The 13,096-nt window shown below is 65.4% G+C and carries 9 protein-coding genes; 4 read left to right on the top strand and 5 right to left on the bottom strand.

All coding sequences use genetic code 11. From position 1 onward, the window contains the following. Window positions 1-152 precede the first annotated feature (152 nt). Window positions 153-1,157 (top strand): LLM class flavin-dependent oxidoreductase, encoded by a 1,005-nt coding sequence (locus MKI88_RS00850; protein WP_241628468.1) that lies wholly within the window; start codon window positions 153-155, stop codon window positions 1,155-1,157. Here the strand turns inward: MKI88_RS00850 and MKI88_RS00845 are convergent. Beyond that, complete coding sequence (locus MKI88_RS00845; protein WP_241628467.1) at window positions 1,154-2,737, bottom strand: ABC-F family ATP-binding cassette domain-containing protein; 1,584 nt, start codon at window positions 2,735-2,737, stop codon at window positions 1,154-1,156. The genes MKI88_RS00850 and MKI88_RS00845 overlap by 4 nt on opposite strands. A 165-nt stretch (window positions 2,738-2,902) precedes the next feature. On the opposite strand from MKI88_RS00845, the gene MKI88_RS00840 reads away from it, so the two are divergent. Further along, window positions 2,903-3,424 (top strand): phosphoribosyltransferase, encoded by a 522-nt coding sequence (locus tag MKI88_RS00840; RefSeq protein WP_241628465.1) that lies wholly within the window; start codon window positions 2,903-2,905, stop codon window positions 3,422-3,424. Between the two features lie 11 nt (window positions 3,425-3,435). Here the strand turns inward: MKI88_RS00840 and rnr are convergent, their stop codons facing one another. Further along, a complete protein-coding gene (gene rnr / locus MKI88_RS00835) occupies window positions 3,436-5,730 on the bottom strand; it encodes a ribonuclease R (RefSeq protein ID WP_241628463.1) in 2,295 nt (764 codons plus the stop codon). Between the two features lie 51 nt (window positions 5,731-5,781). On the opposite strand from rnr, the gene glpD reads away from it, so the two are divergent. Continuing rightward, complete coding sequence (gene glpD, locus MKI88_RS00830; protein WP_241628461.1) at window positions 5,782-7,275, top strand: glycerol-3-phosphate dehydrogenase; 1,494 nt, start codon at window positions 5,782-5,784, stop codon at window positions 7,273-7,275. Here glpD and proS read toward each other — a convergent pair. Continuing rightward, window positions 7,226-8,758, bottom strand: coding sequence for a proline--tRNA ligase (gene proS / locus MKI88_RS00825; protein WP_241628460.1), 1,533 nt, complete (start codon window positions 8,756-8,758; stop codon window positions 7,226-7,228). The genes glpD and proS overlap by 50 nt on opposite strands. A 135-nt stretch (window positions 8,759-8,893) precedes the next feature. Here proS and MKI88_RS00820 point away from each other — a divergent pair, with 135 nt between their 5' ends. Next, complete coding sequence (locus tag MKI88_RS00820; RefSeq protein ID WP_241628458.1) at window positions 8,894-9,811, top strand: DMT family transporter; 918 nt, start codon at window positions 8,894-8,896, stop codon at window positions 9,809-9,811. Here MKI88_RS00820 and MKI88_RS00815 read toward each other — a convergent pair. Then, window positions 9,808-12,111 carry a transketolase gene (locus tag MKI88_RS00815; protein WP_241628456.1) on the bottom strand — a complete coding sequence of 768 codons (2,304 nt, stop codon included), beginning with the start codon at window positions 12,109-12,111 and terminating at the stop codon, window positions 9,808-9,810. The two genes, MKI88_RS00820 and MKI88_RS00815, sit on opposite strands and share 4 nt — an antisense overlap. 45 nt (window positions 12,112-12,156) lie before the next feature. After that, the gene (locus tag MKI88_RS00810) at window positions 12,157-13,062 is read right to left on the bottom strand and encodes a nuclear transport factor 2 family protein (protein WP_241628454.1); all 906 of its coding nucleotides are present in this window, start codon (window positions 13,060-13,062) and stop codon (window positions 12,157-12,159) included. Window positions 13,063-13,096: the final 34 nt, after the last annotated feature.

The following is a 13,096-nucleotide window of genomic DNA, read 5'->3' as shown; positions in this document are numbered from 1 at the left end:
CCGAATGACGATCGAAATCGTGTTCATGGATCCCGGATCAAGTCCGGGATGACGGCAGGTGTGCGGTGTATGGCGCGGCCAAAACTTCTGCTCTCTGCGGCAACAGATATCCGATCATTGCCCTTGCAGGATACCGCACCATATTCAGCCGCATGACAGCATTCTCGGTACTCGACCTCTCCTCGATCGTCGAAGGCAGCAATGCGGGGCAGGCGCTCGCCAACTCGCTCGATCTCGCGCGCCATGCGGAGGCGCTTGGCTACAAACGCTTCTGGATGGCCGAGCATCACGGGATGGCGGGGATCGCGAGCGCCGCGACCGCGGTCGCACTCGCCTATGTCGCAGGCGGCACCGCGACGATCCGCGTCGGTGCGGGCGGGATCATGCTGCCCAACCATTCGCCGCTGGTAATCGCCGAGCAGTTCGGGACATTGAACGCGCTCCATCCCGGACGCATCGATCTCGGCCTCGGCCGCGCGCCTGGCTCGGACATGACGGTGGCGCGTGCGCTGAGACGCAATCTCGACACCGACCCCAACCAGTTCCCGCGCGATGTGGTCGAGCTTCAGGGCTATCTGGCAGGCGATCCGCAGCTCGGCATCATGGCGGTGCCCGGCGCGGGCGAGAATGTGCCGCTCTACATCCTCGGCTCAAGCCTGTTCGGAGCGCAGCTCGCCGCGATCCTCGGCCTGCCCTATGCCTTTGCCTCGCATTTCGCGCCGGGTGATCTGGACGAGGCGATTGCGCTCTACCGGCGGAACTTCCAGCCCTCCGCACAGCTTGCCCGACCCTATGTGATGGCGGGATTCAATATCTTCGCCGCGGATACCGACGAAGAGGCCGAACTGCTCGCGAGTTCGATGCAGCAGGCGTTCGTCGCGCTGCGCACGGGCAATCCGCGCCAGCTTCCCCCGCCCGTTCCCGGCTATCGCGACACGCTTCCCCCCAATGCGGTCGCGATGCTTGATCATGTGCTGCAGGCCTCGGCGATCGGATCTTTCGACACGGTGCAGCGCAAGGTGGCGGCTTTCCTCGAGCGCACACATGCGGACGAGCTGATCATCGCGTGCCAGATGTTCGATCATGAGGCGCGCAAGCGCTCGTTCAGCATCGCGATGGATGTCCACAACGCACTCGCCGACACCGTCGCTGCCTAACCCTTCAGGGCGATACTCCGAGTGATCCCGATTGCGTCGAGGAAATCGCGGTCGTGGCTGACCACGAGCAATGCACCATCAAACGCGTTGAGCGCCGCCTCCACCGCTTCGGTCGAGGCGATGTCGAGGTGGTTGGTCGGTTCGTCGAGCATCAGCAGCTCGGGCGGTGCGCTACCCCCGAGCACACAGGCCAGCCCGGCGCGCAGCATCTCGCCGCCGCTCAGTTCGCCAACCCGGCGCAAGGCCGCATCGGCGCGAAAGAGGAAGCGCGCGAGCGCCGCGCGACAGCCATTCTCGCTCTCTCCGGGGTTGAGCCGGCGATAATTGTCGAGAATCGTCTGCGCGGGATCGAGCAGCGCGACCTGCTGGTCGAGCAGCGCCACGCGGCCGCGCCGAATCTGACCTGAAGACCGTGCTAGCTGACCGGCCGCGAGCCGCAGCAGGGTCGATTTTCCAGAGCCATTGGGGCCGGTCAGCGCCACGCGTTCGGGTCCGACAATCGTGAAGCTCAAATCGTGCAGCACCGCGTGATCGGGCGCGGGACCGCCCGTCACCTGATCGAAGGCGAGCACCGTGCGCCCCGCGGGCAGGCCGCTCGGCGCAATCTCGAAGCGCAGCGCGCGCAGTTGCTCGACGCCTGCCCGCGCGTCGTCCAGAGCCTCGGCGGCCTCGCCGCGCAGCCGGTCGGCGAGGCGGCTGGCGCTGCCACCACTCCGCTCGGCGCGATCCTCGCGCGCGCCGAGAAGGATCTTCGGCATGCCGCCCTTTGCGGCGTTGCGTCGACCCGCCGCATCGCGCCGCGCCTTGCGTTCACGCGCGACCTGCACCTCGCGCTCGACGCGCTTCGTCTCCTTCTGCGCATTGTCGAGCTGGCGCTCGGCGGTCGCCAGCTCCTCCGCCTTTTGCGCGGCATAGTGCTCCCAGTCCCCGCCATAGGATTTCAGCCCCAGCGTCGTCAGCTCGACGATCCGGTCCATTTCACGAAGCAGCGCGCGATCATGACTGACGACGATCGCGCCACCGCGCCAGTCGCGCAGCACGCGCGCCACAGCCAGACGCCCCTCGGCATCGAGATTGTTGGTCGGCTCGTCGAGCAGGATCAGGTCGGGTTCCGCGAAAATGAGCGCGGCCAGCGCGGCGCGCGTGCGCTGCCCGCCGCTGAGTTTGGCGAGTGGCCGGTCCACGGTCACGTCCGCGAGCCCGACCTGCTCAAGCGCTTCCTCGATCCGCGGCGCGATCGTCCAGTCGGCCTCAGCCAGATCCTCGGCCAACCCCGTGCCTGCCTCCGCCCTCGCGGTTGCATCGAGCACCCGGCGCACGCCGAACAGATCCGCGACGTTTTCGTGCAGCGCAACCTGCACGATCTGGCGCAACGTGCCGACTACGCCCGTGCGGACGACCTCGCCCGAACCCGGCGCGAACTCGCCCGCGGCGAGGCGGAGCAGCGTCGACTTACCCACGCCGTTGCGGCCGATCAGCCCCGCACGCTCGCGCCCGAAGCCGGTTGTTATGTCGGTAAAAAGTGGCCGACCGTCAGCGGTCGAAAAGCTCACATTGCGGAAGGTAACAAGCGAAGACATATGCGGAATCCGGTTCGATCTGGCTGGCAGGAATGACTGTCAGTCGCTGGATCCGCATCGAACTTTCCTTCACTTGCTGTTCGTCGGTGGAGATAGAGCCCGCGCGATCGCAATTCAATGACCTTGCGATTGCGGCCACCCGGCTTGGCGCTATCATCGGTCGCCATGACCGATCCCGTCCTTACTCCCGTCGGATATGATACGTTCGTGGCAGATATCCACACGCTCGCGACTGCGCTTGCCGACAGCGAATGGCAGCCCGGATTCATCATCGGAATAGGACGCGGGGGACTCGTGCCCGCAACCTATCTGTCGCATGCGTGCGGCCTCCCGCTGCTCTCGGTCGATCATTCGACTGGCATTGAGAGCTTTGGCGATCGGCTGCTTGGCAAACTTGCGGGCCAGACGCGGGATGGCGCGCACTTGCTCGTGGTCGACGATATAAACGACAGCGGGCGCACGATCGGCCATATCCGGCGTGCGCTCCGGGCGGCGGGCAGTGTGGCCGACAACATCCGCTATGCGGTATTGATCGACAATGTCACTTCGACCGAGCGCGTCGACTATTACGCGCGTAGCATCGATCGCACCGTCACCAAGGACTGGTTCGTCTTCCCGTGGGAGGCCGTTGCCGACCGCACAAGCATATTGCGCGACGCCGCTGAAGTGCCCGAGCGGATCGCGTAGCACCGCTTCCCCTAGCGCCGCTTCCCCTGGTGCCGGATATTGGCCGGCCGACCGCGCCTGATGATCGGCCGCCCGCGCTTGTCGCGGTTGTTCCGGGGTGGCGGCGCCGCGCCCCGGCCCTCGGGAAGCTCGAAGCGCAATGCGCCATTCACGGGATTGGCTTCGGCGAGCCGCAATTGCAGCCGCTGCCCGATCGTATAGACCGTCTCGCTGTCCTCGCCGGTGAGGCTGTGCGTCGTCTCGTCATAGCGGAAATACTCGCCGCCAAGATCGCGCACGGGCACCAGCCCGTCGCCGCCCAGCCCCTCGACCGTCGCGAAGAAGCCGAAATTCTGGACGCCGGTGATGCGCACGTCGAGTATCTCGCCCACCTTTTCGCTCAGATAGGCGGCGACATAGCGGTCCATCGTGTCGCGTTCGGCCTCCATCGCGCGGCGCTCGAGCTGGCTGATCATCTCGCCAATGCGCGGCATCGAGGCCGCCTCGTCGGCGGTCAGCGCGCCCTCACCCAGCTTGTACGCCCCCGTCAGCGCGCGGTGCACGACAAGGTCGGCATAGCGGCGGATCGGCGATGTAAAATGCCCGTAGGAACCTAGCGACAGCCCGAAATGGCCCTGATTGACGGGGGCATAATAGGCCTGGGTCTGGGTACGCAGGATCTGCTCCATGACCTGCGGCTTGTGATCGGCCTCACCCACGCGTGCGATCACGTGATTGAAGGTCGCGGGGCGGATCACCTGCCCAAGCGCGAATTCGAGCCCGAAGGTCTTGAGATACTCCTTGAGCGCCGCCAGCTTCTCGCGCGCGGGCGGTTCGTGGACGCGGTACATAACCGGCGCCTTCTTCGCCTCGAGCGCCTTCGCCGCCGCGACATTGGCCGCGATCATGTAATCCTCGATCAGCTTGTGCGCATCGAGCCGCTCGCGCGGCGCGACCGAGAGGATGCGCCCCTTCTCATCGAGCGATATCTGGCGTTCGGGCAGGTCGAGGTCGAGCGGCTCGCGCGCCTCACGCGCCTTGTAGAGCGCGCGCCAGCACGCCCAGAGCGGCTTGAGCGCATTCTCGACCAATGCCGGATCGACGCCGTGGCTCGACAGATCCGCGGGATCCAGCGCGCAGGGCGACGACGTGACATCGACGCGTTCTTCGCCCGCAGCGTCGATCGCGGCTTGCGCGTTCTCATAGGCGATGTTCGCCGACAGCCGCACCACCGCACGCGTGAAACGCCAGCCCTTGATCTGGCCATCCTTCGAGATCGTCAGATGGCATGCCATCGCCGCGCGGTCCTGCCCGGCCTTCAGCGAGCAGACGTCCGCCGACAATATCTCGGGCAGCATCGGCACGACGCGATCGGGAAAATAGACGCTGTTGCCGCGCTTCTTCGCCTCGCGGTCGAGCGCTGAGCCCGGACGCACATAGAAGCTGACATCGGCGATCGCGACGATCGCCTTCCAGCCGCCAGAATTTGCCGGGTCTTCATCGGGTGCCGCCCAAACCGCGTCATCATGGTCGCGTGCGTCTGCGGGATCGATCGCGACGATCGGCAGGTGGCGCAGATCCTCGCGATCCTTGCCGAGATCGAGCTTTGCGACGGTTTTCGCCTCTTCGAGCACCTCGTCGGAAAAGACGTGCGGTATGCCGAGCTTGTGGATCGCGATCAGCGAGAAGCTACGCGGCTCGAACGGATCGCCCAGTTTCTGCGTCACGCGTGCGGTGATGCGCGGTGGCCGCCCGGTCTTTTCGGCGAGCACGAGATCGCCCGCTTCCGCGCCGCCAAGATCGGAGATAGCAAGGTCGCGGCGTTCCTTCTTGTCGAGCCCCTTGAGCCAGAACTTGCCGCCCTCGTCGTGGATCACGCCCATCATCAGCTCGGACCCGCGCGCGAGCTGCTTGAGCGGATGCGCGATCCAGCCCTTGCCCGCCTCCTCGGTGCGCGCGAGCACGCGGTCGCCGACGCCCAGAGCGCCCTTTCGGCCTTTTTCCTTGAGACGCAGGCGCGGCTCGGGCCCTTCCGCCTCCCAGCGTTCGGGCACGGCCCAGGCCTGCCCGTCCTCATCGACATCGGTGACGCGCAGCACGGTCACCTTGGGAATCCCGCCCATCTTGTGAAAGGCGCGACCGGGGGCGCTGTCGATCAGCCCTTCATCGGCCATGTCCTTGAGCAGCGCCTTGAGCTGGATCTTCTCCTGCCCCTTCAGCCCGAAAGCCTTGGCGATCTCACGCTTGCCCGCGGGCTGGTCGGACCCCGTGATGAAATCCAGGATCTGCTGGCGGGTCGGAAGGCCCGTGTGCTTTTGTTTCGCCATTCTATCCACATAGGCTTTCACGACCGGCCGTCCAACGGATAAGACGGGCAAATGGTCCACGATCTTCTCATCGTCGGCGGCGGCATCAACGGCACCGCGATCGCGCGCGAGGCCGCACTCAACGGCCTTTCGGTCCTGCTTGTCGAGAAGGACGATCTCGCCGCGCATACCTCATCGGCGTCGACCAAGCTCATTCACGGCGGGTTGCGCTATCTCGAATATTACGAATTTCGGCTGGTGCGAGAGGCGCTCAAGGAGCGCGAACTGCTGCTTCATGCGGCGCCGCACCTGATCCGCCCGATGCAGTTCGTGCTGCCACATGCGCATGCCGTCCGGCCATGGTGGCTCGTGCGGCTGGGGCTGCTGCTCTACGACACGATTGGCGGCCGTAGCAGCTTGCCTCGTTCACGAGGAGACGGCCTAATCGACGCCAAGGAACTCACCGCACAACTCAAGAATCCGCTGGGCCACCACTTCTTCTACTGGGATTGCGCGGTCGACGACGCACGCCTGACCCTGTTCAACGCGGTGGACGCGGCCGCCAACGGTGCGGAGATCGCCACGCGCACCGCATTGCTGCGCGCGGATATCAAAGACCGGCTATGCCATGCGATGCTGTCGGACGGGCGCACCATAATGGCGCGTGCGGTCGTCAATGCGGCGGGGCCATGGGTCGAACAATTGCTGCACACACTTGGCGCAGATGGCCGCAATCGCATCCGGCTGGTCCGCGGCAGCCACATCATCGTGCCGCGGCTTTTCGCCGGCGAACACGCCTACATGCTCCAGCAGCCCGACCGGCGGATCGTCTTTGCGATCCCGTACGGCCATGACTCCACGCTGATCGGCACCACCGATATTGCCGTGGACACGCCTGAGCAGGTAGCGATCTCGGAGGAGGAGATCTCCTATCTTTGCGCCGCCGCGAACCGCTATTTCGCGCGCCAGATCGCACCGGGCGATGTCGTCGCGACCTATTCGGGGGTCCGCCCGCTCTATGACGATGGGACATCGGACGCGAAGGCGGTGACGCGTGACTATGTGCTTGAACTCGACGATTCCGGGGCACCGCTACTCTCTGTCTTCGGCGGCAAGATCACGACCGCACGCCATCTTGCGGAGGAAGCACTCGGCAAGCTTGGGCCGGTGCTGGAGCTCACGCCCCGCGTCGTCACACGTGCCCGTGCTTTCCCCGGCGGAGACATCGCACATTTTTCCGATTTTCTGGCCGAGGTCCGCACGCAATGGCCCTTTCTGGGCGACGCGCGCGCCGAACGCATGGCGCGCGCCTATGGGACGCTGCTGCGCGACATGCTCGCCGAAGTCGCGGCCGAGGCAGACATGGGCGAGGATCTCGGCGCGGGCCTGACCGAGATCGAGCTCGAATGGATGGTCACGCGCGAATGGGCGCGCGCCGCCGAGGACATACTCTGGCGGCGCAGCAAACTGGGGCTTGGCGCCGATCCCTCGCTGGAACGGCGCGTCACCGAATGGCTCAGTAAGCGCGCCCGATCAGGATTCGCTCCACCGCAGCCGCGCCCGTGAAGAAGCACGCCCCGTCGACGGGCTTCGCGTCGTTGGGGACGTTACGCATGGTGAGCTTCAGACCCTTGAGCTTCTCGACAATGTCCTCAAGCTCGGCGCCCGTCGGCTTCGACCACTGCACTTCGACCCAGCCGGCGAACTTGCCCGCCTTTTCGTAAAAGCCCTTGAGCCCTGCGAAATCGGTCACGTCACGCGTAATGTTGCTATCGGTGCGCGCCTTCGCCTCGGCGAAGAGCGAGGACTGGATATCCTCGAGCGCCGCCGTCGCCGCGCCGACGAACTCGCCCTGCGGCCGGATTTCCGATGCCAGCTTGCCGCCCTGGTCGTAGAGCCGGTCACGGCGCAGCACCGAGACATTGCCACCTGCCACGTCGCGCGGGCCGACCTCGACGATCAGCGGCGCGCCCTTCTTCACCCACGCCCAGCGCTTGTTCGACGCCTTTTGGGCACGCGCATCGAGCAGCGCGCGCACCGGCTCGCCAAACGCCGAAAGCGCGTTCAGATCGCGGACCAGCGCCTTGCAGTAATCAAGCACGGCCTCGTCCTCGTCATTGTCGCGCAGCATCGGCACGATGACGATCTGGTGCGGAGCAACGCGCGGCGGCACGCGCAGGCCGTCATCGTCGCCATGCGTCATGATCAGCCCGCCAATCATCCGCGTCGACATGCCCCAACTCGTCGTCTGGGCGAGTTCGAGCTCGCCTTCCTTGTTCTGGAACCTGATGTTCTGCGCCTTGGCGAAATTGGTGCCGAGGAAGTGGCTGGTGCCGGCCTGGAGCGCCTTGCCGTCCTGCATCATCGCCTCGATCGAATAGGTCGCGACCGCACCGGGGAAGCGCTCATGCTCGGGCTTCTCGCCCGCAACCACGGGCATCGCCACGCAATCCTCGGCAAAGGCGCGATAGACTTCAAGCATCTTCAGCGTTTCCTCGCGCGCCTCGGCTTCGCTGGCGTGCGCGGTATGGCCTTCCTGCCAGAGGAACTCGCTGGTGCGCAGGAACATGCGCGTGCGCATCTCCCAGCGCACGACGTTCGCCCACTGATTGATGAGCACGGGCAGATCGCGCCAGCTCTGCACCCAGCGCGCGAAGGCGGTGCCGATCACCGTCTCCGAGGTCGGGCGCACGACCAGTGGTTCTTCAAGCTTCGCTTCGGGATCGGGGATCAGTCCGCCCTTGCCGTCCGCGACCAGCCGATGATGCGTAACGACCGCCATTTCTTTCGCGAAACCATCCACATGCTCGGCTTCCTTCGCAAAATAGCCGAGCGGGATGAAGATCGGGAAATAGCAGTTTTCGTGCCCCGTCGCCTTGATCTCGGCGTCGAGCAGCTTCTGGATGCGCTCCCAGATGCCATAGCCCCAGGGACGGATGACCATGCAGCCGCGCACCCCCGATTCCTCGGCGAGATCGCCCTCGGCGATGACGGCCTGATACCAGGCGGCGAAGTCCTGTTCGCGGGTGACGTTGAGCGCGTGTTTCACGGATCTACTTTCGACGGTGCATGGGTTTTGAGGCGCCGCCTTAAACCAGATCGTCCCTCGCGCGAAAGCGGGAATACCCGTTCTGCGGCAATGACGGGCTGTATTTTTCGGACAATCTGTAACAAGGCGCTTCGCATGGCCCAAACCGCAGCGCATCCGCACCGTCCCCTTTACGCGCTCGGCCTGCGCCTCACCGCTGTCTTCTTCCTCGCCAGCATGAGCGCGCTGATCAAGCTGGCGTCGACCCGCGGCGTTCACCTTGCCGAAGCCATCTTCTTCCGACAGTTCTTCGCGTTGCCCGTGGTGATCCTGTGGGTGATGGCGGGACCGGGGCTGGGCTCGCTCCGCACCGCGCGGATCGGCGCGCATGTCGTACGCACCGTGGTGGGATTGCTCGGCATGATCGCGACGTTCGGATCGATCATCCTGCTGCCGCTCGCCGAACAGACGACGCTCGGATTCACCGTGCCGATATTCGCCACCATTCTCTCGGTCGCATTTCTCGGCGAGAGGGCGGGGATCCACCGCTGGGGTGCCGTGCTGGTCGGATTTATCGGGGTGCTGGTCGTCGTCCAGCCGGGCAGCAACCATTTTCCATTGATCGGTGCGATCGTCGGCCTCACCGCCGCCTTCATGATCGCGGTGGTCAGTATCCTGCTTCGCCAGATCGGCCGCACCGAGACCGCCCCGACCACAGTCTTCTGGTTTTCGCTCCTGTCCATCATTCCGGCGGGCATCGTCTATGCCTTCTTCGCCCAGCCGCATGACCTTACCGAATGGCTGCTGCTGATCGGCGTCGGTGTCGCAGGGGGGCTGGGCCAGATGGCGCTGACCGGTGCACTGCGCTGGGGCCCGGTGTCGCTCGTTGTGCCGATGGACTATTCGAGCCTGATCTGGGCGACACTCTATGGCTGGCTGCTCTTCAGCGCGCTGCCGACCGCCGCGACATGGATCGGCGCCCCGATCATCGTCGCCAGCGGCCTCTACATCGTCTGGCGCGAACATCGCCTCAGCCGGCAAAACACCGACATGGCGACGACCGCCGCGGATTAGGCGAGCAGCGCCGCCATCGCTTCGGTTACCGCTTCGGCATCGAGCCGATAGGCGCGGTAGAGGTCGGGGAGATCGCCCGTCTGGCCAAAGCGGTCAGTGCCGAGCGGGACGACGCGCTGGCCACGCACGCCGCCAAGCCAGGACAGCGCGGCGGGCGAACCGTCGAGCATCGTGACCAACCCCGCCCCGGCGGGCAGTGCCGACAACAGCGCCTCGATATGCGACGCTTTGCGTGCGCCGCCCTTCCAGCGCGCGGCCTCGACCGCTGACCACTCGCGGTGGAGCAGATCGGGCGAGGTGATCGCGAGCAGGCCGAGCCCCGGCATCTCCTCGGCCATCGCCTCCCACGCCGCCAGCGCCTCGGGCGCGATCGCGCCGCAATAGACGATCGCGGCTTCCGCCCCCGCACCCGGCCTGCGCAGCCAGTAGCCGCCGCGAATCGCGTCAGCCTTCCAGTCATCATCGGCACGTTCGACCTGCGCGATGCTGCGCGTCGTGAGGCGCAGATAGACGCTTTCACCGTCCAGCGCCTGAATCAGCCGGAACCCCTCCCCCATCAGCACAGCCAGTTCGTCGACAAAGGCGGGTTCGTAATGACGCAGACCGGGCTGCCCCATCGCGATCAGCGGCGGGTTGATCGACTGGTGCGCGCCGCCCTCGGGCCCGAGCGTGACGCCCGAGGGCGTCGCGACAAGCATGAAGCGCGCATCCTGATAACAGGCATAGTTGAGCGCATCGAGCCCGCGCGCGATGAAGGGATCATAGACCGTGCCGACGGGGAACAGCCGCTCGCCGAATACGTCGCCCGCAAGGCCAAGTGCGGCCAGCATGAGGAACAGGTTGTTCTCCGCAATGCCCAGCTCGATATGCTGGCCGGCGGCGCTGCCGCCCCATTTCTGAGCGGAGGGGATGCGCGCCTTCTGGAAAACATCCTCCATGTCCTGCCGACGAAACAGCCCGCGCTGGTTCACCCACGCGCCGAGATTGGTCGAGACGGTAACATCTGGCGAAGTGGTGACGATCCGCTCCGCAAAGGCCGAGCGCCCCTTGGCGAGATCGAGCAGGATCTTGCCGAACGCGGCCTGCGTCGATTGCTCCGCGCCTTCGGGCGGCGTGATTGCGGGCACGTCGATGACCGCCGCCTTGTCGCGCTTGTCGCGCACCAGGGGCGATGCTTCCGCCAGCGCGCGCGCCGCACTCGTGGCATTGTCGCCCAGCCCGGCCCAGGGCTCCCATTCCGCGCCCGCCGCAATGCCGAGCTGGTCGCGCAAGCCTTCGATCTGCGCAGGGTTCATCAGGCCCGAGTGATTGTCCTTATGCCCTGCGAAGGGCAGGCCATAACCCTTTACGGTATAAGCGATAAAGATCGTCGGCACATCGTCCTGGCAGGCGTCGAATGCTTCCACCAGCGATTCGAGGCAATGCCCGCCGAGATTGGTCATCAGCCGGGCGAGCGCGTCGTCGTCGCGCCTGCCGACGAGCCCGGCCGCCTCGGGAATGTCCCTGAGCAGCCGTTCGCGCCATGCCGCGCCACCCTGATAGGTCAGCGCCGCGAACTCGGCATTGGGCGTGGTGTCGATCCAGTTCCTGAGCGTCTCGCCGCCCGGTTCCTCGAACGCTGCGCGCTGCAACCGCCCGTGCTTCAGCGTCATGACGCGCCAGCCGCAGGTCTCGAAGATGTCGTCGAAGCGCCGGAACATGCGGTCCGCGGTGGTCGCGTCGAGCGATTGCCGGTTATAGTCGACGATCCACCAGCAATTGCGCACCTGATGCTTGTACGCTTCGATCAGGCATTCATAGATATTACCCTCGTCGAGCTCGGCATCGCCCATCAGCGCGATCATGCGGCCAGCATCGGCTTCCGCCATGCCGCCATGCGCGATCAGGTAATCCTGCACGAGGCTGGCAAAGGCGGTGATCGCGACACCCAGCCCCACCGAGCCCGTCGAGAAATCGACCGGGATCCGGTCCTTGGTCCGGCTTGGATAGCTCTGCGCGCCGCCGAGTGCACGAAAGGCCTGCAACTGCTCGACAGACTGATTGCCGAGCAGATAGTGGATCGCGTGCAGCACCGGCCCCGCATGCGGCTTCACCGCAACCTTGTCATTGGGCCCGAGCGCATGGAAATAGAGCGCCGCCATGATCGCGGTCATCGAGGCGCAGCTCGCCTGATGCCCGCCGACCTTCAGCCCGTCGCGGCTCTCACGGACATGGTTGGCATTGTGGATGGTCCAGGCGGAGAGCCAGCGCAAACGGGTATCGAGATTCTCGAGCGCGGCGATATCGGGTGCGGATTTCATTGCGCCGCTTTTCGGCTCCGCGGGAGGAAATGCAAGCTTCGCGTTCTACTCTGCGATGTAACGCCAGGGCTCGTTCGGCCCATCGCGCCGCCAGATCGTGAAGAACGCGATGGCCTGAGGCGGATTTGCGTTTTTCAATCGGATTGCGCCCCAGCTCAGGCCGAGATCGCCGCTCGACGCCACCAGCACCCCATCCGATGACCATTGGATCGGGCTGCCCGGCCGAGGCGCGCCGAACAGTTCGCGCGCGATATTCTCCGAGCCTATGGTGAAGGCGGCCTTTCGTCCCATATTCATCGAATCCGGCCCGCCATGCCTGGCGAAAGCGGCCGCCAGCCCGACCGTCTGCGCCTCGTCCGAAAAGCCCTTTTCGGCGGCCACGAGGCTCTCCGCGTGATGATCGCTGCTTGCAGGTTCGACGCTGATGGCATGATTCGGGAGCAGCGGCGCCATGATCCCCGTCGGCACATCGCCGTCCGGTCGGCGCACATATTTGTAGCCCGCGATGCGCCAGCCTTCAGGACGCCTGATCCAGTAGGCCAGGTATTTGAGCTGGAATTCCCCGCCATCGACAGCGCGAGCCGTCATGAAGCCAAAGGAAAATCCATGCTGGCCATCGGCGGAAATTCCACCGCGCACCGGCTGCCAGGTGACGTTTGCGCCGGACAGGGCAGGATCAGCCGCAATCGCGGCGACCACTGCTTGCTTACCCCGGAACAGCTTGCCTTCCTCGGTCGTGAAGATGACGTCGGGGCCAAACATCGCACCAAGCGCCACAGGGGAGGCCTGTGACTCTGCCGCAGCAGCAAAGGCGCGATCGGCGGTCAACAGCGCATCAACGTCCGCCTGTCGGTGGACAGCCCCTTGAGCCTGAACGGGATGCGCTGCCGACATTGCGTACGGCAGCGCCAGCCCCATGCTGAACATAAGCGCGGTGAGTCTGGTCTTCATTCTGATCGGTCCCGCGATTGGCGGCGCGTCGGCG

Origin of the sequence: Sphingomonas sp. LaA6.9 (genome assembly GCF_022601895.1) — a bacterium.
GTDB lineage: Bacteria > Pseudomonadota > Alphaproteobacteria > Sphingomonadales > Sphingomonadaceae > Sphingobium_A.
This window is presented reverse-complemented; position numbering and strand designations above follow the sequence as displayed.